20 protein-coding genes and 1 tRNA gene are annotated in these 25,487 nt (G+C 35.5%); 6 read left to right on the top strand and 15 right to left on the bottom strand.

Going from position 1 to position 25,487, the window contains the following annotated elements:
• Nucleotides 1-123: 123 nt before the first annotated feature.
• Entirely contained in the window at nt 124-972 is an 849-nt protein-coding gene (locus BUC11_RS14170) for a DUF3078 domain-containing protein (protein ID WP_073355106.1), read from the top strand.
• Between the two features lie 144 nt (nt 973-1,116).
• Here the strand turns inward: BUC11_RS14170 and BUC11_RS14165 are convergent, their stop codons facing one another.
• The 6 genes from BUC11_RS14165 to hflX all read right to left on the bottom strand — a co-directional run bounded on the left by BUC11_RS14165 (nt 1,117) and on the right by hflX (nt 8,016).
• The gene (locus BUC11_RS14165) at nt 1,117-2,136 is read right to left on the bottom strand and encodes an alpha/beta hydrolase family protein (protein ID WP_073355105.1); all 1,020 of its coding nucleotides are present in this window, start codon (nt 2,134-2,136) and stop codon (nt 1,117-1,119) included.
• A gap of 152 nt (nt 2,137-2,288) precedes the next feature.
• A complete protein-coding gene (locus tag BUC11_RS14160; RefSeq protein ID WP_073355103.1) occupies nt 2,289-2,834 on the bottom strand; it encodes a hypothetical protein in 546 nt (181 codons plus the stop codon).
• A gap of 535 nt (nt 2,835-3,369) precedes the next feature.
• Entirely contained in the window at nt 3,370-4,770 is a 1,401-nt protein-coding gene (locus BUC11_RS14155; RefSeq protein ID WP_073355102.1) for an alpha/beta hydrolase family protein, read from the bottom strand.
• A 74-nt stretch (nt 4,771-4,844) separates the two neighbouring features.
• Nucleotides 4,845-5,759 (bottom strand): hypothetical protein, encoded by a 915-nt coding sequence (locus tag BUC11_RS14150; protein ID WP_073355100.1) that lies wholly within the window; start codon nt 5,757-5,759, stop codon nt 4,845-4,847.
• A gap of 88 nt (nt 5,760-5,847) precedes the next feature.
• Nucleotides 5,848-6,387 (bottom strand): helix-turn-helix domain-containing protein, encoded by a 540-nt coding sequence (locus BUC11_RS14145; RefSeq protein WP_073355099.1) that lies wholly within the window; start codon nt 6,385-6,387, stop codon nt 5,848-5,850.
• A 378-nt stretch (nt 6,388-6,765) separates the two neighbouring features.
• Nucleotides 6,766-8,016, bottom strand: a complete 1,251-nt coding sequence (hflX, locus tag BUC11_RS14140; RefSeq protein WP_073355097.1) for a GTPase HflX — start codon at nt 8,014-8,016, stop codon at nt 6,766-6,768.
• A 655-nt stretch (nt 8,017-8,671) separates the two neighbouring features.
• Here hflX and BUC11_RS14135 point away from each other — a divergent pair.
• A complete protein-coding gene (locus tag BUC11_RS14135; protein ID WP_073355095.1) occupies nt 8,672-10,318 on the top strand; it encodes a DUF6377 domain-containing protein in 1,647 nt (548 codons plus the stop codon).
• Nucleotides 10,319-10,852: 534 nt separating this feature from the next.
• Nucleotides 10,853-12,970 (top strand): glycoside hydrolase family 97 protein, encoded by a 2,118-nt coding sequence (locus BUC11_RS14130; protein WP_073355094.1) that lies wholly within the window; start codon nt 10,853-10,855, stop codon nt 12,968-12,970.
• A 59-nt stretch (nt 12,971-13,029) separates the two neighbouring features.
• Here BUC11_RS14130 and BUC11_RS14125 read toward each other — a convergent pair whose 3' ends face one another.
• The 8 genes from BUC11_RS14125 to BUC11_RS14100 all read right to left on the bottom strand — a co-directional run bounded on the left by BUC11_RS14125 (nt 13,030) and on the right by BUC11_RS14100 (nt 22,634).
• A complete protein-coding gene (locus tag BUC11_RS14125) occupies nt 13,030-13,491 on the bottom strand; it encodes an FKBP-type peptidyl-prolyl cis-trans isomerase (RefSeq protein WP_073355092.1) in 462 nt (153 codons plus the stop codon).
• Between the two features lie 60 nt (nt 13,492-13,551).
• Nucleotides 13,552-14,907, bottom strand: coding sequence for a DUF5689 domain-containing protein (locus BUC11_RS14120; RefSeq protein WP_073355091.1), 1,356 nt, complete (start codon nt 14,905-14,907; stop codon nt 13,552-13,554).
• Between the two features lie 10 nt (nt 14,908-14,917).
• On the bottom strand, nt 14,918-17,755 hold the full coding sequence (locus BUC11_RS14115) for a carboxypeptidase-like regulatory domain-containing protein (RefSeq protein ID WP_073355089.1): 2,838 nt from the start codon (nt 17,753-17,755) through the stop codon (nt 14,918-14,920).
• Nucleotides 17,756-18,290: 535 nt separating this feature from the next.
• Entirely contained in the window at nt 18,291-19,502 is a 1,212-nt protein-coding gene (locus BUC11_RS14110) for an MFS transporter (protein ID WP_073355088.1), read from the bottom strand.
• Between the two features lie 168 nt (nt 19,503-19,670).
• Nucleotides 19,671-19,826 (bottom strand): Gfo/Idh/MocA family oxidoreductase, encoded by a 156-nt coding sequence (locus BUC11_RS17290; RefSeq protein ID WP_262487742.1) that lies wholly within the window; start codon nt 19,824-19,826, stop codon nt 19,671-19,673.
• A 49-nt stretch (nt 19,827-19,875) separates the two neighbouring features.
• A complete protein-coding gene (locus BUC11_RS17455; protein WP_262487742.1) occupies nt 19,876-20,031 on the bottom strand; it encodes a Gfo/Idh/MocA family oxidoreductase in 156 nt (51 codons plus the stop codon).
• A gap of 49 nt (nt 20,032-20,080) precedes the next feature.
• Nucleotides 20,081-21,121 (bottom strand): Gfo/Idh/MocA family oxidoreductase, encoded by a 1,041-nt coding sequence (locus tag BUC11_RS14105; protein WP_073355085.1) that lies wholly within the window; start codon nt 21,119-21,121, stop codon nt 20,081-20,083.
• A gap of 445 nt (nt 21,122-21,566) precedes the next feature.
• A complete protein-coding gene (locus BUC11_RS14100) occupies nt 21,567-22,634 on the bottom strand; it encodes an NADH:flavin oxidoreductase/NADH oxidase (RefSeq protein WP_073355109.1) in 1,068 nt (355 codons plus the stop codon).
• Between the two features lie 189 nt (nt 22,635-22,823).
• Here BUC11_RS14100 and rseP point away from each other — a divergent pair, with 189 nt between their 5' ends.
• From rseP to BUC11_RS14085, 3 genes are all read left to right on the top strand, one after another.
• Entirely contained in the window at nt 22,824-24,167 is a 1,344-nt protein-coding gene (rseP, locus tag BUC11_RS14095) for an RIP metalloprotease RseP (RefSeq protein WP_073355083.1), read from the top strand.
• Between the two features lie 103 nt (nt 24,168-24,270).
• Nucleotides 24,271-24,344, top strand: a tRNA-Asn gene (locus tag BUC11_RS14090).
• A 524-nt stretch (nt 24,345-24,868) separates the two neighbouring features.
• Entirely contained in the window at nt 24,869-25,174 is a 306-nt protein-coding gene (locus BUC11_RS14085; protein WP_073355081.1) for a hypothetical protein, read from the top strand.
• A gap of 2 nt (nt 25,175-25,176) precedes the next feature.
• On the opposite strand, the gene BUC11_RS14080 is transcribed toward BUC11_RS14085, so the two are convergent.
• On the bottom strand, nt 25,177-25,487 hold a 311-nt coding region (locus BUC11_RS14080), incomplete at its 5' end, for an IS66 family transposase (protein WP_139259424.1).

Raw genomic sequence — 25,487 nt, 5'->3', positions numbered from 1 at the left:
GGGAAAAGAATTAATTTTCTTTTCTTTGTTCTGAAAAAATATTTCATCTTTCTTTGAGATTCCTAACTTTCGCATTTATTAATTGAATTCAAGCTTTTATTGTAGCATTAAAAATATAAAGTCATGAAAAAAATAGCTATTTCTTTCGTATTTGTTTTCACCATACTTTCTGTAACCGCCCAAGAAACAGCAACAGATACGATAAAGTATTGGACCAAAAAAGGAAACATATCACTACTTTTCAATCAATCCGCTTACAACAAGCAATGGCTGGGTGGCGGAACTTCGAATATCGCGGGAAATTTTGGACTGAATTATGACTTCAATTACAAAAAAGAAGATGTCGTTTGGGATAACAAACTGATTCTGGCCTACGGTTTAACCAAAATTAAAGGAGATGAAAAAATAGCTAAAACCGATGACCGAGTGGAATTGAATTCACTATATGGAAAGAAAGCCAACGGACAATGGTATTATTCCATGTTTTTCAATTTCAAAACACAAATGGATACCGGATTAGATAAAAATATGACCAAAATTTCACATTTTTTCTCTCCCGCTTATTTCCAGTTGGGACCAGGAATGCTTTGGAAAAAAAATGATAACTTAAGTGTCAATTTTTCTCCTGCGACAGCAAAACTAATTATCGTTCACCCTCATTTTACAGAATTTGATCCTTCTTTTGGGGTCTTGCAAGGCGATTCAAGCCGAATTGAATTTGGAGCCAGTATTACTGCTTATTACAAGTTCAATATCATGGCTAACGTGTCTATCGAGAATCGGTTGAATTTATATTCCAATTATTTAGACAACCCACAAAATGTTGATGTCGACTACCAAATGAATTTGTTTCTAAAAATCAACAACTACTTGTCCGCAAATGTAGCGGTACAAGCAATTTATGATGACAATTCCATACAAGCCGTTCAAGTACGAGAGGTTTTTGGATTGGGAGTTAATTACGGGTTTTAATCGAAGTTCCATTTTTTACAGAGGAAATCCCTTTTGAAAATGGTTTCAAAAGGGATTTTTTTGTGGTTGTAAACGTTGTAAACGCTATGATTTGTTGTTCACTACATGGAAGTTCTAATAAAAAACAAGTGTAAGAAGAGGTGGTTATTTTACAGTCCATTTAATAAATTCGTTCATTACTTCTTGCCAATGTTCTTTTTCATAATCTGCTCTTCCATTTTCTTTTACTTCAAAAAAATTATGTTCTAAATTTAAATATCGTTTATAAGTCAGATTTGTTTTTGAATTTTGAATGTAAAATAAAGGTACTAAATCACACAAATCCGAAGCAATATCATTCGTTCCATAAGCTAAATAGGTTGGGATTTTGATTTTCAACCAATCATTTATCAATGGCCTTGAAAATGATTTCCAAGCTAATAAATCTGGATTCTCCTTTAATTTTTTTTCATCGTAAGAATCGTTCAACATTTTATATGTATTTTCAATACGCTCATCCGCTTCCTCCCAAGTCATTTGTTTACTTTCTGCACTTTTTCTGTAATTTCGGATATTTTGGTCAATTCTACCAAATGGATTGGCGCCAAACAAACCTAAATTAGTTACTTTTTTATTGTTTAAAGCGATTAAAGTGGCCACTTTTGAACCTTGTGAATGCCCTGCAACTATTAATTTGGAATTGTCTACCCATTTTTGTTTTCGCAAGAATTTTAAGACTGCTTTCGCTCTATTTCCATAATTTTCTAAATAATCAGACTTGACATAATCCGCATCAAATTCATCTGGTTTTTCAGCATTTGGAATATAGCAATACGATTCATTTAGATTTTTTTCATCGATAATTACAGGTGTTTTTGGCATTGAAATTACAATTAAATGATAGTTTTTCTTGATTTCATCTAGATCAAAATTTGTAATTCCACCACCAATCATCCATATTTTTTCTTTTGCTGTTTTTACAAATAATGGCAATGGTAAAGAACCTTGACAAAATAAAAAAATAGGTTTTACTCTGTCTAATTTTGTGTCAATTACTATAAAATCAATCGTATCCTTTTTTTGTATTAGACTAAATGGAATGGCTTGATTATTTATTATGTTTCGATTCTGTCCAAAAATTATTTGAACTAAACATAGGAAGATTATTGTATTGATGCTTTTCATATCATGTTTTAAAGTGTGTCTCTCTGATTCGCGCTTTAATTATCCGCGTTAAAAAAGCTGCGATTTGTCTTTAAATTTAGTAGGCACTCGTCGCAGACGAGCACCAGAGTACGTGGACAAACGAGTGCTAGTGGGATGTTACTTTTCTTTGTTTAAAATTTAAATTTAATTGTTAAATAATATTCTGCGATTCTAAATGCTACAAAGAGAATAAAAGCAATAAACAATTTTACAAAATACTTCATTTTTGTTTGCTCATATTTAGTGGAATCAAGCAATATTTTTATACTTTGAATAAGTCTATCCTTATTTAACCATAAAATAATTAAAACTAAAAATTGATATAATATAGCAGCTTTAAGTGCTGAAAAATGCACTTCGAAATATATATCCTGAAGAATAACATTAAAGAGTATAGTAGAAACAAATAAACAACCAATAACTCGTGTTTTTTTGACCAAAATTAGAAGTCCCCCAATTATTTCTAGAAGCCCTAAAGTCAAAGCATAAGATTTAGAATAACCATAAAATGCCCACATCAATTCCATTCCGGTCAATTTAGAAACAGTTTTGTCAATTTCTATTGCTCCATCAAACTGATTAATTTTAGCTGCTCCATAAACGAACATTGCAAATATTACAATCCAACTAATCGCATTTTCAAATATTTCGGTTTTGTCTTTTTTATTAAAATTCATAATTTTTTATGTTGTATCAACATGTCTGTCTGCTTTAAAATTTAAAAGTTCATAGTAACTTGTTAACTCTGCAAATGTAATTGTTTCGCCTCCTAAAAAATTCCTTGAATATTTGAAATTTTTGTAAAAAAATCCTCAAAACAAATGTTAGCCAATAAATCTTTCTGCATTCTACATTAATTACTAATCACTATTTTACTTACTTCATCTGGTGCTCGTCTGTGACGAGTATCTACTTACAAATGTGAACTAAATAAAGCGTTTGCAACGCGGCTTATATAAAAAGATTACCACAAAGGTTCAGCCTTTACGTACAGAAAACAGTTTTGTCTTCTTCATAGTTACTATAACTGCTGTTTTCATAATCTCTAATTCCCATTTTAATTATCCGCGTTAAAAGCGCTACGATTTGTCTTTCAATTTAAGTAGGTACTCGTCACAGACGAGCACGAGATAACGTGGACAAACGAGTTCTAGCGGTTTCGTTGTTGGCTTTTCAAGCCCAACAAAGCCTAAGCTATAAGCATAAGTTTTTTTATTTCGTTTGTTGTTTTATCCATTTTGCTATTTCGTCTAATGCTATTGGTGAAAATGTTTGTTCAATAGTTGAATATTCTGACGGCGAACCTGTTTTGCATTCTTGAAATAAGTGATTTAAATTCGGGAATTCTTTTACTATTACTTTTTTGTTTCCTCCTTTTGTCAATGCTTTTTTTATGGCTTCTAAATTTTCTTTTGATGGCACTTGTAAATCTTTCTCTCCGTTAATTGCTAAAACAGGACACTTCACTTTTTCCAAATCTGGTCCAGGATTATACTTAATAAAATATTGCATCCAAGGATTTGCAATTTGTTTGACTTGTAATTTTATAAAATCTTCATCACTCATTCCTGCTGGTTTTTCTTCCGTTGGATTGTCTTTTAATGACTGTTTAATATAAATTGTCAAGTCTTTATCTAGTTGTTCAAGATTTGTAGATTTGTTTACAATATCAAATATTTTTCTATTTTCAGTTTCATTTTTTTGTAATTCTTCATCACTAATGCCTGACGCTTTTCCAATTAATTTTTGTTGTAATAAAAGTATTTGGTCCCCTTGGATTCCTGTTCCTGCCAATAATACAATAAATGCCACATCTTTTGATTTGCTTGCAACAATTGGTGCTATTAATCCTCCTTCACTATGTCCAATTAAACCTATTTTCTTTTTATTAATTTCCTTTCTTGTTTTCAAATATGAAATTGCACTTTCCACATCTGTCGCAAAGTCGGCAGAAGTTGCTGTTTTAAAATCTCCTTTTGATAATGCAATACCTCTGTCGTCATAACGTAAAACTGCAATTCCATTTTTTGTTAAATAATCTGATAAAACAAGAAATGGCTTGTGTCCTAATAATTCTTCATCTCTGTTTTGTGGTCCACTTCCACTTATTAAAATTACAACAGGAAAAACTCCATCTTTTTTGGGTAATGTCAATGTTCCTGCTAAACTAATTCCTGCTTTATTATTTTCAAAAAATACTTCTTCTGAATGATAAGAATATGGTTTTATTGGTTCTTGTGGTCTTACAAGTTTTTCTTTTTCAAATACTTCTTTTGATAAGTTCATTGGAAAAGATTGTCCACCTTGTTTAAAAGTGCCAACTATAATATTGTCTTTTCCTAATGTTCCCTCATATTCTATTTTTGCACTTGCAATTGTAATTTTCAAGATTGAGTTCTCAAAATTTGTAGTTGTAGTAGGAATTCCTTTTGCTCCTTGGTCTGGACTGTCCATTGTAGAGCTTACATCCGTATCATTTTTAGTAACATTAAACACAAGTCTTAATTGTGTCCCTTGAACTTTTAATGCTCCATTCCATTGTCCTGTAATGTCTTGTGCTGTAATACTAATTGTAGTTAATAGTGAAATTAGTAAAATCGATAATGTTCTCATATTCATTTGTTTTTTTAATTCGTTATTTGTCTGTGGTGCGTCTCTATAAAATTTCTGCTAACAGCTAAGGCTTTTTATTCAATTCCAATTTTGTTTTTTGTGCAATCAATATACAAACTATTATGTAAAAATATTTTGTTGCCCAACATTCCTGTCATTCCAGAGAATTTCATCATTGAATATTGAGTTTGTGAAAATCCTTCGACATAGGTAACATTGGTTAATTTTATCTTTTGGTCGCTAAATTGAATATTTTGATCGCAATTTGCAGTGTAAGTTGTTAAGACTTTACCCCACGATTGTGATTTTTCGATATTGATTTTTGAATCTGGAAGTTTCAGTTTATCCCAAATTTCTTTGTTTGTCAATAATTCGTAAGCGCTTGTTCCCGAGTCAAACAAAAATTTTTCTTCAATTCCATTTAAAAAACCACCAATGATAATTTTTCTTTTTTTGAATTTAAAATCAAACAATTTTCCTTTAAATTGAGTTGGTACTTTTGATAGATTTAATAAAATATAGTTTTCCTTAAAATTGATTATGGTTTTACGGTTTTCTAAAATATCCGTTCCAATTGTCCCAATAATTTTTAAACTTTCATTTTTATTATCTTCTTTACCAATATTTAAAATTTGGAATTTGTCCGACTTTATTTTGGTTTTTCCTATGTAAAATATGGCTTTTGCTCGTTCGCGATTTCTATTAATTTGTTTTAGGTTATTAATTGCATTTGAGTAAAAAACAGTTGCAGGTGAACCCGAGTCAAATTGTAAATAATAAGTTATAGTGTCATTTGTGAATTGAATAGGTAGTAATAGCACATTCTTTTCTTCTCCGAGCCAAGTAAATTGAATATTTCCGCTTTCGTTTTCTACAGTTAGATAATTTTTTTCGGGCGTGAATTTTTGGTCAAAATAAATATAGACACCGAGTGAACCTAAAACCAAAACAATCAAAATAGTGAACACAATTTTCTTTAAAATTTTCATAAGATTTCTTTTCTGCAAAAGTCGATTTATAAAATCTATTTTTTCGCAAAACCAATACGCCAATTTTACGTCAATTTCACTATTAAAATTATAAGTAGTTTATTTTTAGTTTTTTATGTAAATCGTTGTTTTTGTTTAAACTAATACCATTTATAATGACGATCAATAATTTTATAGCAATAATTGAAAGTAATGGAATTAGAAAGAGTGGATAATTGAGTGATAAACCTTTTTGAATAAATGGACTTACGATAAGCGAAAAAGAAAGTAAAAAGGCTAATAAAATTTGTACACTTACGATATTTTTGCCCAATTCTTTATTTTTTTTGTCGCTCGTTTTGTTTGTTAATATTAATGGAAATATAACACCGCCAAATGTTAGTACAAGTCCAATTAAGGAGGAAAGATTAATCAATTTTGCTCTGTCTATTTTTGAAATTTTTGTAGCATAAGTCAATTTTTCAGGTTCTATTTCAAAAGTTTTGGCAAGAGTTTTTAAGGTAAATCCTTTTGGAATATTTCCTGCTTCAATTCGCTGTATAGTTCGCAATGAAAGTCCACTTTTTTCAGCAAGTTCTGTTTGTGTTAAGTTTTTCTCTTCTCTTAATTGTTGAATAATTATCTTCATTTTCAGGTTTTTGTGGTAAACTTTCTGCTAACTTGTATATACTCGCTACAAAATAGCGTGTATACACCCACAAATGAGTAGGTTGTCGCTATTGGCTTGTACTTGGTATTTCAAATATATTAAATTTTTCTTACAAATAGTCTAAGAATCGCAATAGCAATTATATCCCGTAAATCTCGCATGAGGGAATGCAGTGGAAATCCTCCCGGTTTTTCGGGAGATTGAGAACGTAATGCCCGACCCAGCTGTAACGCCAGTGAAAGCTGGGGCATGCCCAAAAAAAATCCCTCTTGAAAATATCAAAAGGGATTCTGTTGCTGGACTAACTCTGTTCTCGACTGCGCTCGAACTGACGGCTGTGTACTTTATGTGGATAAATTATTCTATTTCTTCCTCGTCTTTGTCCTCTTTCTCAACAGCGTCCTTATAATCCGGATACAAAAATTTATTGTAAGGGAAACGGGTGATGTGAATGTGTCGAACGGCTTCGTACACGCGTTCTCTAAATTCCTCGAAATTTTCTTTGTTGGTGGCCGAAATAAACAATGCATTTTGCTCCCCTACTCGACTCATCCAAGTCGATTTCCATTCGGCTAAAGTGAAATGTCTAGGTGTTTTTTCGGTCATTAAATCATCTTCATCTATGGTCAACGGTTTGTAAGCATCGATTTTATTAAATACCATAATAACGGGTTTATCATTGGCTTTGATGTCTAATAAAGTCTGGTTTACGGATGCGATATGATCTTCGAATTCAGGATGTGAAATATCAACTACGTGCAATAACAAGTCGGCTTCACGAACCTCTTCCAGCGTACTTTTGAAAGAATCTACTAGCTGTGTTGGCAATTTTCTGATAAATCCTACCGTATCTGAAAGCAAGAAAGGCAAGTTCTTGATGACTACTTTTCGAACGGTGGTGTCTAGTGTTGCAAAAAGTTTGTTCTCTACAAAAACATCACTTTTTCCAACGGCATTCATTAAGGTTGATTTCCCAACATTGGTATAACCGACCAAAGCCACACGAACCATAGCGCCACGATTCCCGCGCTGCACGCCCATTTGTTTGTCGATAGTTTTTATTTTTTCTTTCAATAATGCGATTCGGTCACGAACAATACGACGGTCGGTTTCAATCTCGGTTTCCCCTGGTCCGCGCATTCCAATTCCTCCTTTTTGACGTTCAAGGTGAGTCCACATTCCCGAAAGTCTTGGCAATAAATATTGGCATTGCGCCAGTTCTACTTGCGTTCTGGCATACGAAGTTTCGGCACGTTGCGCAAAAATATCCAGAATAAGGTGCGTTCTATCCAGAATTTTACATTCTGTTATGATTTTAGATATATTTTTTTGTTGGGATGGCGATAATTCATCATCAAATACCAACGTCGAGATATCATTTTCTTTTACAAAAAGATGGATCTCTTCAATTTTTCCTGTTCCTACAAAAGTCTTAGGATTGGGGCGTTCCATCTTTTGCGAAAAACGTTGCACTACTTGACCTCCTGCGGTAAAAGTCAAAAACTCTAATTCGTCAAGATATTCATTAAGCTTCTCTTCACTTTGATTTTGAGTTACTATACCTACAATAGCCGTTTTTTCGAAATTTATTACTTCTTTTTCTAACATGTCTTTGAATAAGTTACAAATTTAATGATTTGCTTTGTACTTATGAAGGTATGGCTTTATAAAAAAATTAGAAGCCGTAAATATTGATAGTTTTAAATGCTAACTGAAAAGTTTTACAGCAATTTATTCCGCATCAAAATGTAGCAAAGAGTATAAAAATTTAGCCACAGATTGTTTTTGTTCCAATGAATGGGTCAAATTTAAAAGAAAATTTTACCGTTAATTCCACAGATTTTCACAGATTTTAAGACTCATCAATATTTCTAACAATCAGTGAAAATCTGATAAATCCGTTTTATCCGTGTGCCATTTCTTTAAAATTTAGCCACAGATTAGCACAGATTAAACGGATTTTCCACCACTTGATGTACCTCGAAATTTAAAAGAAAATTTTACCACTAATTTCACAGATTAGCACAGTGGATAAGAATCATCAATATTTCTAACAATCAGTGAAAATCTGATAAATCCGTTTTATCCGTGTGCCGTTTCTTTAAAAAATTTACCGAAATTTAAGCAAATTAATCTTTGGCAATCTGTGAGATCTGTGGCAAAAAAATAGTTGTGAATTGGCGGTAATTTAAAACCTCAAGCTTTTGAATGACCTATTTTACTAGATTTTTAATTATTTTTACACCAATTAAATTCCATTTGAATGAATCGCTTTTTGAAAATACTTATTGCATTCTTGGTTCCTATTTTTCTTTTTGCCCAAAATAATTCTGATGCGCTATTGAAGGAATTAGATCAAACGGTAGCTGATTATGCTGTTTATTCGAATAAAAAGGAGCTAGAAATCAACAAACTAAAGGAACAGTTATCCCAAACCACTACCGATCTTCAAAAATATACCATTTACGGAAAATTATATGCGGAGTATAAATCGTATCAGTCCGACTCGGCATTGATGTATGCCCGAAAGAGTTTTCAAATAGCAGAAAAACTGAATGACATCCAAAAGCTAAATGACGCCCAATTAAATTTGGCTTCCATCATGGGAACTTTAGGAATGTATAAAGAGGCAACCGATATATTGAACCGAATCGAGATCAAGACTTCACCTGAATTGCGCGGTTATTATCTTACGGTAAACAGTACCGTTTATGGATACATGTCGGATTACGCCGCCTCCATTCAAGAGAAAAAAAAATATATAATACTGACTCAAAAGTACCGTGATTCTTCTTTACAGTATTACAAACCGCAGTCCAGTGCTTACATTATGGCGAAGTCCAGCGCTTTTCTTGATGATGGAAAACACGATGAAACACTGACTTTATTACTGAACTATTTCCCGAAGATTAATAATAATAGTCCTGACCGAGCGGTTATTGCCTACATTATTTCGCAGGCGTATCGCCAAAAAAAAGATACTGAGCAGGAGCAAAAATGGTTGACTATTTCGGCTATTTCCGATTTGCAATTGGCCAAAAAAGAATATATTTCGTTGCGTTCGTTGGCTTTTCTAATGTATGAAAACGGAGACATTGACCGCGCCGCTACCTATATCAAACGCTCGCTTGAAGATGCCCTTTTTTGTAATGCTCGCCTAAGAACCTATGAAATATCGAAGATGCTGCCCATTATAAACGAGGCGTATCAAGAGCAAAATGAAACCAATCGATTTCAATTGATGCTGTTTTTAATTAGTGTGAGTATATTGTCCTTATTCTTGTTAGCACTGCTTTTTTTACTTTTTAAACAAATGAAAAAACTATCGAAAGCCAAGCAGGAAATTAGTTTAGCGAACAATGCGCTCTCCGAATTGAATCAAGAATTAAACACCTTCAATGAGAAGTTGAACGATACGAATTATACGTTGACCGAAGCAAACCTTTTAAAGGAAATATACATTGGTCGTTACATGGATCAGTGTTCCCATTACATAGGAAAATTAGATGAATACCGCCGCAAGTTGAATGTAATGGCTACGTCAGGAAAAATGAATGACCTGATTAGTGCCGTAAAATCAAAAGAATTTGTAGAGAATGAACTCGCTGCTTTTCTCGCTGCTTTCGACAACACTTTTTTACAACTTTTCCCCACATTCATTACAGAATTTAGTGCTTTATTAATTGATGATGAAGCAACACAACGTAAAGAAGGTGAATTGCTCAATACTGAATTGAGAATCTTTGCGCTCATTCGGTTAGGCATCAAAGACAGTGCAAAAATTGCAACTTTCCTGCGGTATTCCGTTTCTACAATTTACAATTACCGTTCGCAACTCAAAAACAAAGCAGCTGGTGCGCGGGAAGATTTTGAAAGTCAAGTCATGCACATCGGAACTCATTTGCACTAAAAAAAAGCTATTCTTGCTATTCATCAAAGGAAGCTAGAAATACATTATGTCGTTTTGATCCATTTTACTGTACAAAAAAAATTATTCTGGGCGATTTCAAGAGGTTTCTAAACGGTTCGTAAACAAATATTTTCATAGTACAGATGGATTTCTTTGCGTAAGGGATTGCGGCGCCATCCTTTATTTTTTTTCTTTAAAAAAATAAAGATAGAGCCAAAAGCCCGACCCGCAGTTTTTACGGAGGGATACGCCCACCTGCTTCCTAGTGTGCTAACCAAGTCGCTTTTTATTACTTTGCATTAGAACTTCGTGTAAATTCACTACTTTTTTTTATTCCTTTTTAAATACAATACTCTGATTTTGATTAACTTGCATTGCTAATGTGGAAATAAAATCTACTTTTTTTAAATCAGCAAAATATGTAGTGTCTAAAGGGTTTACTTTTACTTTTTCGGAATAAATCGATTTCGTAAACGCATCTTAAGGAACTACTAACATCAAACTTGGATTAATTATTAATTTATATATTTTAAAATGAAACAATTTCTTTTCACAGCCCTAGCATGGCTCGCGTTTTTTAGCCCTGCACAATCGCAAAAGTTACAATCACCAAACGGAAAATTTGTAATGGAATTTGTTTTACTGAACGATGGAACTCCAAGTTACAGTTTAAATTACAAAAATAAAGCGGTGGTGAAACCTAGTAAATTGGGTTTGGAACTGAAAGATGACAAAAAATCGTTGTTGAACGACTTTACGGTTGTTGATACAAAAACAACCACATTTGATGAAAACTGGAAACCCGTTTGGGGAGAAGTAGCCTCCATTCGCAATCATTATAACGAATTGGCAGTAACTTTAAATCAAAAAGAAACTGAGAGACAAATTGTGATTCGGTTCCGTTTGTTTGATGATGGTCTTGGATTTCGTTATGAATTTCCTTCGCAAAAAAATCTGACTTATTTTGTGATCAAAGAAGAAAGAACCCAGTTTGCTATGACAGGTGATCATACCGCATTTTGGATTCCTGGGGATTACGACACCCAAGAATACGATTATACCACTTCAAAATTATCTGAAATTAGAGGATTGGCTGAAAAAGCAAAAACGGCCAATGTATCCCAAACTTCTTTTTCTACGACAGGAGTTCAAACTTCGTTAATGCTAAAAACTGCAGATGGATTGTACATCAATTTGCACGAAGCAGCATTAATTGACTATTCCTGCATGCACTTGAACTTGGATGATAAAACTATGGTTTTCGAATCTTGGTTAACGCCTGATGCAAAAGGAGACAAAGGATACATGCAAGCGCCACATCATTCGCCTTGGCGTACGATAATTGTCAGTGATGATGCAAGAGAAATTCTGGCTTCAAAAATAACTTTGAATTTGAATGATCCTAGCAAAATTGACGATACTTCCTGGATCAAACCCGTGAAATATGTAGGCGTTTGGTGGGAAATGATTACTGGAAAAAGCTCTTGGGCGTACACAGATGAATTTCCAACGGTACAACTTGGCGTAACTGATTTTTCTAAAGCAAAACCCAATGGAAAGCACGGAGCAAACAATGCGAATGTAAAAAAATACATTGATTTTGCATCTAAACATGGTTTTGATGGCGTCTTAGTCGAAGGCTGGAATGAAGGTTGGGAAGACTGGTTTGGACATTCGAAAGATTATGTTTTTGATTTTGTAACACCATATCCAGATTTTGATGTCAAAGGATTGCATGAATATGCAAAGTCAAAAGGCGTTAAAATGATTATGCACCATGAAACTTCGGGTTCGGTTCGAAATTATGAACGTCATTTGGATAAAGCGTACCAATTTATGAAAGACAACGGTTATGATGCTGTAAAAAGCGGATATGTTGGTTCTATCATTGAAAATGGTGGAAATCATTACAACCAATTTATGAACAATCATTATCAATATGCGATTGAAAAAGCAGCTGATTATAAAATTATGGTGAATGCTCATGAGGCGGTTCGTCCTACAGGAATTGCCAGAACATATCCAAATTTAATAGGTAACGAAGCCGCAAGAGGAACAGAATACCAGTCTTTTGGTGGGTCAAAACCCAATCACGTAACCGTATTGCCATTTACCCGTTTGGTAGGTGGACCGATGGATTACACGCCAGGTATTTTTGAAATGGATTTGAGTAAAATGAATAAGGACAACAACTCCCATGTAAATAGTACCCTAGCAAATCAACTGGCATTATATGTAACGATGTACAGCCCACTGCAAATGGCAGCTGATACTCCAGAAAATTATGATCGTTTCCTAGATGCTTTTCAATTTATAAAAGATGTAGCGATAGATTGGTCTGACAGCAAATACCTTGAAGCAGAACCTGGTCAATACGTTACCGTAGCCCGTAAAGCAAAAGGAACGAACAATTGGTTCGTTGGTAATGTTAATGGAGACGCACCTCGTACCTCAACCATCAAATTTGATTTCTTGGAAAAAGGAAAAAAATATGAGGCTACGATTTATGCTGATGCAAAAGATGCGCATTATAAAACCAATCCGCAAGCGTATACAATTAGTAAAATAACAGTAACCAACAAATCAAAACTAGCACAACTTAGTGCTCCAGGTGGCGGTTATGCGATAAGCATTATTGAAATCAAAAAGTAATAAATCAAAAAAGGCTGTCCCATATAGACAGCCTTTTGTAGTTTTATAGTAACTTCGAACTAATTTACTTTGATCAGTTTGACATCAAAAACAAGTACCGAACCTCCGGGAATAGGTCCGTTGTCATTGCCTCCATACCCCAAACGAGAAGGAATTAACAGCACGCCGTTTCCACCTTCTTTAAAAAAGGGAATACCTTCTGTCCATCCTTTTATGACTTGGTTCAAACCAAATGAAATTCCTGAAGCATTGCTTTGGTCAAAAGTATTTCCATTAGTAAAATACCCTTTGTACGCCACCGTTACATTAGATGAAGCTGTTGGTTGAGTTCCAGTTCCCGCTTCATTAACCACATAGTACAAACCGGAATCCGTTTTTGTCGCTGTCAAATTATTTTTGGCAATGTAATCCACGATTTCTTTTTCGTTTTGAACCGTGTAATCAACAGGTTTTGATGGTTCGTTATCCGATAAACAAGAAACAAATAACAAAGAAACAAGTGCTAATAAAGTAGATTTCATGATGTGTATTTTTTTAAGAAAGGCAAATATAGTGATTTCAACTCTTGTCTTTTATAAAAATTATTTATCGCCAAAAACCTGAACATCATCTATTTGGAAAGCACCATCCAAAGCCAAATTTTTCCCCGATCCAGTGTACCTAAAAGCGATATTAATTTTGCCTTTATACGAAGATAAATCAATGGCGCCACTTCCTATAAATTGATACCACGGTGTGGCCTGATTGGGTAACTTTATAACTAAAGGAGTCCACGTGGCAGAGGTCACATTCAACCCATCAAAATTAGTTGAAACGTAAACGTCCAACGCATTTAATGGAGAGTCTACGTCTAAATGATGCTGAGCGGTTCTAAAAGTTAATACTTCTTTCGTGTGAACATCCATATCAATTTTGGGCGAAATCAACCAAGCTACATTCGAAACGACTTTAGTTCCTGTGATGTTAAATTCGGCATAGCCGTTACCCGAATATACTGTTCCTTTCCAGAAAAGTGTTCCTTTTTGAACCAAATTAGCCCAAGCGGGTAAACTCAATTTCGATTTATCTATTACTGTTTCAAAATCTTCGGAGAAAAAAGGGACTGCTCGTTTTCCGGTCATCACCACATCTTTTTCGGATCGGGGAAGTAATTGATAGTCCGTTCCGTATTTAGTCAAAATTCCTCTTACTTTACCGCTGCCATCGGGCACTACTTTGGTGGCAAAATCAGAAAAACTGCTGGTTCTAAAATAAACTTGATTCCCTAATTTATCTAGCAAACCCCAATTGGTCGCGCCACCCACATTATTGGTTTCCTCAAAATACCTACGACCTATTGCAGCCGCTGAAAACTGAACGTCAGACAGCTCGACTAAAGTATTCAAATTGGAATCATTCAATGCTTCTGACATTGCTAAGGACCGCACTAAAACTTCCTCTTTTACATTGGTACAAGACGCATTCAATACCTTTTTATAATCATTTTGCGAAAGTCGCCCTACCCCACCTTCATTGTAGGAATTTACAAAAATGCTTCCAATACGCATGCCTCCAAAGGAAACATCGGTGTATTGGTCTTTCAACTTGATGTATACTTTATTGCCCAATCTATAATCAATATACAAGTTGGTAGCATCCACAGGAACGCTAAAACCTACAGCCGGTGTTGTGGCTGTTGCCAAAGTTTGAAAGGAAATCGACTTAAAAAAATTCCCAGCTTCATCACTGGAAACTACATACGCCTCGATAATATCATCGTATTTGTATTGTGTGACAATAGCATTTGCAGTGGCGTGAACTTCACCCACTGATTTATTGGGCACGAAATCTGGTTGTGTACATAGGAGTTTCGGGGCGGGAATATCATCGGTCACACAATTACTGAAGGTGAATGGCATTAGTAATAATAAAAAGATGCTGTAAAATGTTGATTTCATATACTTTAATTTAAAGATTGATATACAGATTCACAAAATACGTTCGGCCGTATCCGTAGAAATATTTTGGTCCAAAAGAAGGTGTGCCGCTGGAAACATCTTGGTCTTTTTCTCTGAAATTGGCATTTCGGGCTTGTTCGTATCCGCCCGTTTTATAGGTAACATCAAGCACATTATTGATGCTGGCAAAAATTCCAACATTCTTCCCATAGATTCTCCACGATTTTCCACCCACAACATTAAGCAACAAGGTGGGATCAAATTTTTCTTGTTGAAGCAGTTGTGCTGCTCGTTCCTCTGTCGCCTCTGGAAAGTTAAAACCACTGGCAGGATTTTTGTAAAATATTTCGGTTCTGGAAATGGGCGAAATATCAATGTAACTATTGGTCAGGTAATTGATGTTGGCGCTAATCCACCAATACTTGGGGTCTCGGTATTCCACTCCTGCGGAATAGGCTCGTTGCGGCATTCCCGCTTGCTTGTACTTTTTGAGTGCCGCGGTTCCAAAATCGAAAACCGGACTCGTGTTGTCCACTGAAGCTTGCGCATCATTAATCAACGTCACTTTTGGATTACTGTCATACGTATATTCTCCAAAAGCTGCCGAAAAAGTAGTTTTAAACGTTTGACTTAGTTGGTATTCCAAACTGAATTCTGCTCCGATATTCTTTTTATTCAATTGCGTTAAAGTCTGACTTACAAAAGCATCGGTATTCAAATAGCCTGCGCCATCATCAAAAATTCCTTCAGCATAATAAAAGGAAATCTGAGTGGCATTTTTAAGTAAAGCATAATAGGCGGTTAATCGGGCTTTTAATTTTGGAGATCGGTACACATAACTAGCATCCAAACTGCTGTTATTTTCGCTTTCGAGCCCGTCAACAATTGAATTATTCACTCTTGAATCTGCAAAAGTATTGCGTAATGACGGTGCTTTCGTCAAATGGGCTGCATTGAAAGTTACCAACTGTTTACCCGAAATTTTTAGATTCAATCCGGCTTTGAAGCCAAAGTTTTCAAATGCCACTTTCTCACTTTTCCCGAAGGAATTGCTGGGATATATACCGTTTTTATACAAACCTTCTCTTTGATAGCTACTCTTTGAAAAATTTTGAGCCAAATAAAAATCTACCTTATTGTAGGTAAACTTAAACTGGGTAAAAGCATCTAAAGTATGGGCATAAAAATTATACTTGTATCCATACGTATCACCAACCACTACTTGGCGGTCTGGATTATTTAAATCAGATTGAGACTGATTCCCGCCATAAAATGCGTCAATATCTTCAAAATAAGAACCGCCTAGCAAGTCCAAAAGCTGTTGCGAATGCTGTGATTGTACTTTCTTAAAAGACGCTCCTGCATTGAGAGCGATATGTTCCGATAAATACACACTTAAATTTGTGGTGGCAACCACCGTTTGATCTTGGACTTGATCTTCGTACAAAACATACTTACTTTTTGTGGGTTCATAGCCTGTAATTATGCCATTGGAATCAAAAATAGGATTTTGATTCGCCTCATACAACGCCTTCCAGTCAATTTGTGAATTGGCTAAAAATGCAGCTTTACTCTTCTCTGCATTTTCGAAATCAGGGGTAAAAGCTCCCGAAAACTCTCCGTTATCGCGCGCATAGAGCGAGGTGTAATAACTAGGCATTCTTCTGTAGTACGCAGGATCTGGACTATTTGCATTTTGAAAGTCGATGTTGCTATTGGCAATTGTTCCAAATTGATACATCACACTCGAATTCAAATTGGCTTTATCGTTGATTTTGAAATAATGATTCAGCATCATCGTAGGTTCCTCTATCGTTTTTATGCGGGCATTTCTCTTTTTACCATCCTGAAAACCCCAATAGGAATTGTATTTTACGTTAGTTAATTGCGTTACTTCGGCTGTGTTTGGTGAGTTTTTAGCTCTGGAATTGGGCGTGTACAGTGCGGTTAGATTGAACGAATGTTTCTCGCTTACTTTTTTTTCGAGGCTAATAAAAAAGGAATTCGCATCATAATTAGTTCCTTCAAAATAGCCTTCCTGTGCCCAGCGCTTTCCTGCCGAAACTACAAAAGCCCAACCTCTTGTGTTCATTCCAGAAGCATGTGTTGCCATCGTGCGCCAACTGTAATTGGTATTCGTACCTGAAAATGAGATTCGGGAGCCCGGTCTATAAATAGAAGCCCGTGTATTAATTTCCTGTGTTCCCAAAATACCGCCAAACGTATAATCCGAAGGGGCAGTTCCGAGTGTAAATTCTTGATTGCGAAGCGCGTCATTCAAACCGCCCCATTCGCCCCATTGTGGTCGTCCATCAAAGATTTTATTCATGGCAACGCCATTGATCATCATCGTAGAATGTTCGCTGTCTAAACCCCGAACTCTAAAACGGGCTTGTCCCCAGTTGAAGGCAGCGGCTTGCAGAAAAGCATCTCTTGAGGATTGCAGAAGTCCAGAAGTACTTTCGGAACTGCTGTTGTCCTCGCCAAAATCGCTTTCGATAAGCGTGATAATACTACTTTGTTGCTCAATAGATTGGTCTTCTTCGAGCGCAATCGTTCCTAAATCGAGCCTTTGCCCTTCGGTAATTTCAATGGGATATAAGCCGTCTTGGAATCCTTGACTGTGTACCAGAAGTAAAATATTTCCTGTAGGAACAGCATCAAAACTAAAATTACCATCGGCTTTTGTGAGTTGCATTAATGACGAATTTTGAATACTCACAACTACAAAACCCAAAGGATTTTGGGTTTTGGAATCCACTACTTTTCCAAATATTCCAGTGTTATTTTGTGCATTAATACCTCCAAGTTGAAAGACAAGAAAGAAAACGATGTAAAATTTATTCATGTATTCAACAGATGAGGGGTTATATTTAGTAAAATTGACAGTGCCAAAAACTTTGCTTTCTTTCTCTTATGCAAGAAGTTCAACCCTTAAGTGTATTCTTAAAGATTGAACTAAAAGCATAAAGAAGGGTATCCAATAAAGGATAGCAACTTTAAATAACTAAAAGTAAATTTTGGAAAAGTGGTATAAACCCTAAATAAGATGCTGCTGCAAAAAGTGGTATTTACTTTTCAGCATCCAATTGTACTAACGCATGAAAGAATTCTAATGTTAAATGTAAACAAAAAAATACTAATCTATTGATTTTCAAGTAAATTATTTTTACGGCAGTAATTTTGGTGCCTGTTTTTGGAAAAAGTTCTTAGCAAAACGAACGAACTGTATAGCCGCGATGGTAGCAAGTATCCTTTTTTTATAAACGCTTGGAGAATTGAACTTCTTGAAAACAACACGAAATGCGTTTAAAAAAAGATACTGCGAACAGCGGGAGATCACTTTCTTATAAAAAATACTGCTGCTGCTCCTGAAAAAAATATTACGCTATTGCTTTGATACGCGATACCATGATGGCAATAAATATCCCAAAAACACCAATAAAGGCAAACGAAAAACGCAAACTCGACAGCTCTGCAATATATCCAATAATAGGTGGCCCCATCAAAAAACCTAGAAAACTAACGCTGGAAACGGTCGTTAGCGCCACGCTAGGAGAAACATTTGGGTTTTTTCCAGCCACACTGTACACGGTGGGTACAATTGTAGAAACACCCAACCCAACCAACATAAAACCGATGGTTGCGGGAATGACAAACGGGAAAAACACAGCGGTAAATAGTCCTGCCGAAATCATAATTCCGCTGATCTGCAAGACCGTTTTTCGACCAAATTTCTGAATCAGACCGTCTCCTAAGAAGCGTCCGCCAGCCATCATAATCATAAAAGAAGTGTACCCCAAAATTACTAATGGTCCCGGGGCTTGGATGACGTCTTTGAAATAAACGCCACTCCAGTCAAACATGACCCCTTCGCTGGCCATGCAACAAAACCCAATTACGCCCAACCAAATCAGCGCACTGTCTGGTTTTGAGAATAACTTTTTCTTTTCTGTTTGCTTGATTTCTTTGGCTTTGATTAAAAATTTATAGTTGAACGCCATCATCAAAAATACGATTCCGGCCACAATGAGAAAGTGAGTATAAGGCGAGAGTTCAAAAGCTAACATGCCCAATCCCACAAGTGCTCCCATAAATCCGGCAAAACTCCACATCCCATGAAAAGAAGACATGATGGTTTTTTTGAACAGTACTTCGGTGTAGACGCCTTGTGTGTTTACGGCGATATTAGATAAATTTCCGAAGATTCCAAATACGAATAATCCTAATGACAGTTGCCAAGCCGCTGTAGCCAAACCTAAATTGGTCATGCTAAAAACGTATAATAAAAGAGAGAATATCAAGATGCGGTGACTTCCAAATCGGGTTACTAATTTCCCAGAAAAAGGCATAATTACTAATTGTCCTAATGGCAATGCGAATAGAATACTTCCTAAATCGCCTTCACTCAATTGCAAGGTCGTTTTAATATCCGGGATTCGGCTGGCCCAGGTGGCAAAACACAAACCCATCCCAAAATAAAACATCGAAACTGCCCAACGGATTCGGTTTAGATAAGAAATCTTCGCATCCTTATATGATTTCTTTAACTTGGCTTTTGTTCGTAACCTTCCTAAAAAGTTTAAATCTATCAAAGTGATTTATTTTAGCATTTAATGGGTCAAAATTACAAAAAGCAATGATTGGTTGTTTCAAAACAACACATTTGAGGAAAAATACAACGTTATTGTTTATAAAAATGATTACCGCGAATTCGCTAATTTATAAAAAAGTATAGAAAATTGGCGAATTCGCGGTAGACTTTATAGGTCAATTACCTTTTTCTGAGCGCTACTTTGAATCGAAGCTTCAATAATTTGCATTACATGCACACCATCTTGAGCCGATACCGGTTCAATAGCATCATTTATAATCGAATGATAAACTCCGTCAAAAAAATCATAATGATTACCGCGAATTCGCTAATTTATAAAAAAGTATAGAAAATTGGCGAATTCGCGGTAGACTTTATAGGTCAATTACCTTTTTCTGAGCGCTACTTTGAATCGAAGCTTCAATAATTTGCATTACATGCACACCATCTTGAGCCGATACCGGTTCAATAGCATCATTTATAATCGAATGATAAACTCCGTCAAAAAAATCATAATGATTACCGCGAATTCGCTAATTTATAAAAAAGTATAGAAAATTGGCGAATTCGCGGTAGACTTTATAGGTCAATTACCTTTTTCTGAGCGCTACTTTGAATGGCCCCTTCAATAATTTGCATTACCTGCACGCCATCTTGAGCCGATACTGGTTCTATAGCGTCATTTATAATCGAATGATAAACTCCGTCAAAAAAATCATAATAATTCCCTTGAAGTGTGGGTATAATTTCCTGAACAATTTCTCCATTAATTTCAGTGTGCAACAATCCTCGTTTTTCGATGGATTCTGTTCCCCACGTTTTTAAATTTGGTTTATTTCCTAGTTTCAATTCATCTTCTTGAACATCACCACGTGGTTTTAGGAACGAACCTTTCTTGCCATGAATGACAAAGGCCGGAATCGCTTCCCGAACAAAAAATCCTGCTTTGAGTCGGACGCGAAAATTGGAATAATACAGTAAAATATCAATATAATCATCCACCAACGAATGCTCTCTGGTAATCCGAATGTCAGCAAAAACAGATTGCGGCAATCCAAACAAACACAGTGCCTGATCAATTAAATGCGGTCCTAAATCCTTCAGAATTCCCGCTCCAGAATTAACGGTTTCCTTGTGTTGCTTTGGACTCAAAAGTGGATTGTAGCGATCAAAATGGAATTCGGCTTCCACGATATCACCCAATACTTTATCTGAAATAATTTTCTGAACGGTTTTAAAATCACTGTCCCATCTTCTATTTTGGAACACGGCTAGTTTTACTCCTTTTTCTTTGGCGATAGCCGCTAATTCCTGCGCTTGGGCAACGGTTGTGGTAAATGCTTTTTCGACAATAGCGTGTTTTCCGGCCAAAAGGACTTGTTTTGCATAGTCATAATGGGTCTCGACTGGCGTATTTACAATGACTAGATCTACGTCATCTTCTAGCAACTCTTCTATTGACTCATAGCTTTTCACCTCTGGAAAATCGTGATGAATCAGCTTTTTACTGCGTTCCCAAGAACCAAGAAGTTCAAAGCCAGGATGAAATGCGAGGAACGGAGCGTGAAATACTTTGCCGGACATTCCGTAGGAGAGAAAAGCTGTTTTTATTTTATCCATGAAGTTCGTGTTATTGTACATTTTATTTTTTGAAACATATAAGTCATATAAGTTTTAACAAAAAGCTTGACTGAACCATAAAGCTAAACCTTAACTTTCTTAATGGTTTAAAAAGCGAAAAGATTTTTTTTGAACCATATAAGGCTTTTAAGTTCATATAAGAAAAGCTCAATGAAATTGAAAAGCCAAACCTTAACTTTCTTAATGCCTTAATGGTTTAAAAACTTTTTTTTGGTTATAAACATATAAGTCATTTAAGTTTTAACAAAAAGCTTGACAGAACCATAAAGCCAAATCTTAACTTTCTTAATTCATTAATGCTTTAAAAACCGAAGAAATGTTTTTTCGAACCATATAAGGCATTTAAGTTCATATAAGAATTGGATGTTTTTTTCCAGTTTTAAAAGTAAAACTTACATGACTTATATGTTTCAAAATCGAAATCTTATTTTTTAGCTCTTTCGTATTGTTTTGGCCATGCGATTTCTGCTTCTAAATCATGCGCAAAACTCAATCCGAGATAGGGATTTCTCAACGATTCTCGTGCAAATAGAACTAAATCTGCTTTTCCTGATGCAATGATTTCTTCTGCTTGAGCCGCCTCGGTAATTAATCCTACAGCTCCTGTTAGGATTCCGGTTTCTTTTTTAATGCTTTCGGCGAAAGGGACTTGGTAATTTGGTCCTAACGGAATTTGTTGGTGTGAAACCGCTCCACCCGAGGAAACGTCAATCAAGTCCACCCCTTTTTCTTTTAAAATTTTCGAAAGCTGCACCGACTCTTCGATATTCCAACCACCTTCTGCCCAGTCTGTAGCCGAAATTCTAACGAATAAAGGCAAATTAGCTGGCCATTCTGACTGAACTGCTGCTACAACATCAAGTGTCAAACGGATTCGGTTTTCAAAACTTCCACCATATTCGTCGGTTCTAAAATTAGATAGAGGCGATAAAAATTGGTGCATCAAATACCCGTGGGCCGCATGAATTTCCATCACCTGAAACCCCGCTTGCACCGCTCTTTCCGTAGCCGACTTAAAATCAGCAATTACTTTTTGAATGCCTAAATTATCTAACGCAATTGGCTTTTCTTCGTTTTCGTGATACGCCACAGCACTTGGCGCCACCGTATCCCAACCTCCTTGCACAATAGGTACTTTCCTACCACCGTTCCATGGTGATGCTGCACTGGCTTTTCGGCCGGCATGCGCCAATTGGATTCCAGGAACCGAGTTTTGGCTGACAATAAATTGATTAATCTGCTGCATTTTTTCGATTTGCTCGTCTTTCCAAAGACCTAAATCTTCGGGAGAAATCCGGCCTTCGGGAGAAACTGACGTGGCTTCTTGAATAATTAAGCCTGCGCCACCACTGGCACGACTACCTAAATGTACCAAATGCCAATCATTGGCAAAGCCATCAATAGCTGAATATTGACACATCGGAGAAATAGCAATTCTATTTTTAATGGTAATACTTTTTATTTGAAGAGGAGAAAATAATTTTGAAGACATACAATTGATTTTAAAGTGACCGAAACGAGAAATATTCGTTTCAAAAAGTAAAGTTACGGGACAGCGGCCAAAAGAGGGATTGAATTTCCAATAATTAACAAACATTTAAAACGGTCTGGAACAATAATTGCAAAATAAACAAATAGAAAACCTTACTTTTGTCAGTTATAAAAGAACTTAAATTAAACAATGGACATATTTATAAAGCTTTCTCAATTTTTATTGAGCTTATCATTACTGATTATACTTCACGAATTAGGACATTTCATTCCTGCTAAACTGTTTAAAACCAGAGTCGAAAAATTCTACTTATTTTTTGATGTTAAATATTCCCTTATCAAAAAGAAAATTGGCGAAACCGAATACGGAATTGGGTGGTTGCCTCTAGGTGGTTATGTGAAGATATCTGGAATGATTGACGAAAGCATGGACAAGGAACAAATGGCATTGCCACCGCAACCTTGGGAATTTCGATCTAAACCGGCTTACCAAAGATTAATTATCATGTTAGGTGGCGTAACGGTCAATTTTATTTTGGCTTTCATTATTTATATTGGAATGGCATTTGCGTATGGCGATACTTATATTGCTAATGAAGATTTAAAAGATGGCTTGCTGGTAGAAAACAAGGCGATGCAAAACGTGGGTTTCCAAACTGGAGATCATATTGTTTCTGTAGATGGTGAGAAAATTGTCAAATTTGATAATGATCTTACGATGAAAGTGATCATGGCAAAAGAAGTTCTTATAATAAGAAATGGAGCGGAACAAGCGATTAAAATGCCAATTGATTTTGTAGACCAATTGTCAAAACAAGAAAAAAGTACTTTGCTAGACATCAGAAGGCCGTTTGTCATTGGTTCGATTAATGACGAATCTACCAATAAAGAATTACAAGCCAAAGATGTTGTAGTTGCCCTTAACGGCCAAGCTGCAAAATACATGGACCAGGCAAAAACCATATTAGAAAACAACAAAGGAAAAACCATTCCTGCAACGGTATTGCGCAATCAAAAGGAAGAACAAATACAAGTTACGGTAAACAACGACGGAATGTTAGGAGTTAACCTTGCCGGATTAAGTATTGCTTCCATGGAAAAATTAGGCTATTACAAAGTAAGTAAACAAGAATTCGGTTTCTTAGAATCGATTCCAGTAGGAATCACAAAAGGAAAAGATCAATTAGTAGGATACGGTAAGCAATTGAAAATGATTTTCAGTCCAAGTACCGGTGCGTACAAACAAGTGGGTGGATTTAAAGCGATATTTGACATTTTTCCTAATACATGGAGCTGGGAAGTTTTCTGGGGCATTACCGCATTATTATCGATAATGCTTGGTGTAATGAATTTATTGCCTATTCCAGCACTTGATGGTGGTCACGTGATGTTTTTATTATATGAAATTATAAGTGGTAAAAAACCTAGTGATAAATTCCTAGAGAATGCGCAAATGGTTGGTTTCGTTTTACTTATCACACTATTACTATTTGCTAACGGAAACGACATTTACAAGGCAATTGTAGGGAAGTAAAAAAAATTAAAAAAAATTTGATTTTTATTTGCACAAACCAAATGATAGCCTATCTTTGCACCGCTTTAGAGATGTAACGAAAGTTACTTTTTATCGCTCAGTTTCCTTCTTAGCTCAGTTGGTTAGAGCATCTGACTGTTAATCAGAGGGTCCTTGGTTCGAGCCCAAGAGAGGGAGCTTTTATAAAAAGACTATCAGAAATGATAGTCTTTTTTTTTGGTCTAAACTGAAAAGAATTTATTGAAAATTTTAAATCAGCATCTGAGGCATCCCGAAAAACTGGAATTTTTAAAACTTGCATTACTCGATGTTGCCGTGGTGAATGAGAAAGGTCAGGAGGATTTATTTGGAAGTATTTATAAAAACTAAAGACGGTGTAACAGCCGTCTTTTTTATTTTCAAACTATCCATTTAACCTATACTAATAACTTTAAAAGAGATTATAAAATACACAATATAAAAAAATAGGAGAATTAATTAAAATCACAAGTTGGTAAATCTGATAATCTCTTTTAGAAAGTGGGATCAATGCTGATGCTTTTATCAATTTGGCCTCTACAGCTTTAAAAGGCAGCAGAGATTACCATTTGTTTGTGAAGTAAGGATACCGGTTAACATATTTGGCAACCAAATATTTAACAGTCAGTATCATCAGAATATCCAATAGTTGTGTGTATTTATTTTCTAAAAAATAAATAGATATGCCAGCACCAGAATCAGTAAAACAATCCCAAACATTTATTCTAAAAGAAGTTATCTACAATCATGATGGGTTCTCAATTGCAGTAGGACTCCTTATGGGATATTCCAAACTAGTGTGTGCAATGAGATGGAATGGGAAAGACGACAAAACAGGATTCCCTTATGCATTTAATAATGCTCTATGGTTGCATTTACCCGGAGAATTAACACTCAACAATTTAAGCGGACTACTTACTTCCAAAAAACGTATCCACCCGAGCAACTACATATTGTTTAGTTCAATAAGATTAATGATAGGAGCGTAATTTTACAATGGTTTAGATTCCGCTAGCTGCTTGTAATTGTGGGGATACAGGTCTTTAATATTCTTGTGGTTTATAGATTGGATATTCTCAAGGGTATATTTTAGCCACTCAAAAGGATTTACGTTATGCTTTTTGCAGTTAGAAAAAAAGGTATAGGCCATAGCCGCTCTTTGAGCAGCATCGTGCGATCCGGCAAAAAGATAATTCTTTCTACCCAGGGCCACTGGTCTGATTGCATTTTCCACCAGATTATTATCTATTTGCAAGTTACCATCTAATAGGTATGCCGATAAATTATCCCATCTTGTTTGAG

The organism is Flavobacterium xanthum (genome assembly GCF_900142695.1).
Classification (GTDB): Bacteria; Bacteroidota; Bacteroidia; order Flavobacteriales; family Flavobacteriaceae; genus Flavobacterium; species Flavobacterium xanthum.
Note: the sequence above shows the minus strand (reverse complement) of the source record. Positions and strands in the feature narration are given on the sequence as shown.

Bases quoted from the DNA above. Each gene is read 5' to 3' on its own strand.
- BUC11_RS14120 (WP_073355091.1), bottom strand. From the start codon at position 14,907: ATGAAATCAACATTTTACAGCATCTTTTTATTATTACTAATGCCATTC.
- BUC11_RS14135 (WP_073355095.1), top strand. From the start codon at position 8,672: ATGAATCGCTTTTTGAAAATACTTATTGCATTCTTGGTTCCTATTTTT.
- rseP (WP_073355083.1), top strand. From the start codon at position 22,824: ATGGACATATTTATAAAGCTTTCTCAATTTTTATTGAGCTTATCATTA.
- BUC11_RS14160 (WP_073355103.1), bottom strand. From the start codon at position 2,834: ATGAATTTTAATAAAAAAGACAAAACCGAAATATTTGAAAATGCGATT.
- BUC11_RS14115 (WP_073355089.1), bottom strand. From the start codon at position 17,755: ATGAATAAATTTTACATCGTTTTCTTTCTTGTCTTTCAACTTGGAGGT.
- BUC11_RS14170 (WP_073355106.1), top strand. From the start codon at position 124: ATGAAAAAAATAGCTATTTCTTTCGTATTTGTTTTCACCATACTTTCT.
- BUC11_RS14165 (WP_073355105.1), bottom strand. From the start codon at position 2,136: ATGAAAAGCATCAATACAATAATCTTCCTATGTTTAGTTCAAATAATT.
- BUC11_RS14150 (WP_073355100.1), bottom strand. From the start codon at position 5,759: ATGAAAATTTTAAAGAAAATTGTGTTCACTATTTTGATTGTTTTGGTT.
- BUC11_RS14085 (WP_073355081.1), top strand. From the start codon at position 24,869: ATGCCAGCACCAGAATCAGTAAAACAATCCCAAACATTTATTCTAAAA.
- BUC11_RS14125 (WP_073355092.1), bottom strand. From the start codon at position 13,491: ATGAAATCTACTTTATTAGCACTTGTTTCTTTGTTATTTGTTTCTTGT.
- BUC11_RS14130 (WP_073355094.1), top strand. From the start codon at position 10,853: ATGAAACAATTTCTTTTCACAGCCCTAGCATGGCTCGCGTTTTTTAGC.
- hflX (WP_073355097.1), bottom strand. From the start codon at position 8,016: ATGTTAGAAAAAGAAGTAATAAATTTCGAAAAAACGGCTATTGTAGGT.
- BUC11_RS14100 (WP_073355109.1), bottom strand. From the start codon at position 22,634: ATGTCTTCAAAATTATTTTCTCCTCTTCAAATAAAAAGTATTACCATT.
- BUC11_RS14155 (WP_073355102.1), bottom strand. From the start codon at position 4,770: ATGAGAACATTATCGATTTTACTAATTTCACTATTAACTACAATTAGT.
- BUC11_RS14145 (WP_073355099.1), bottom strand. From the start codon at position 6,387: ATGAAGATAATTATTCAACAATTAAGAGAAGAGAAAAACTTAACACAA.
- BUC11_RS14105 (WP_073355085.1), bottom strand. From the start codon at position 21,121: ATGGATAAAATAAAAACAGCTTTTCTCTCCTACGGAATGTCCGGCAAA.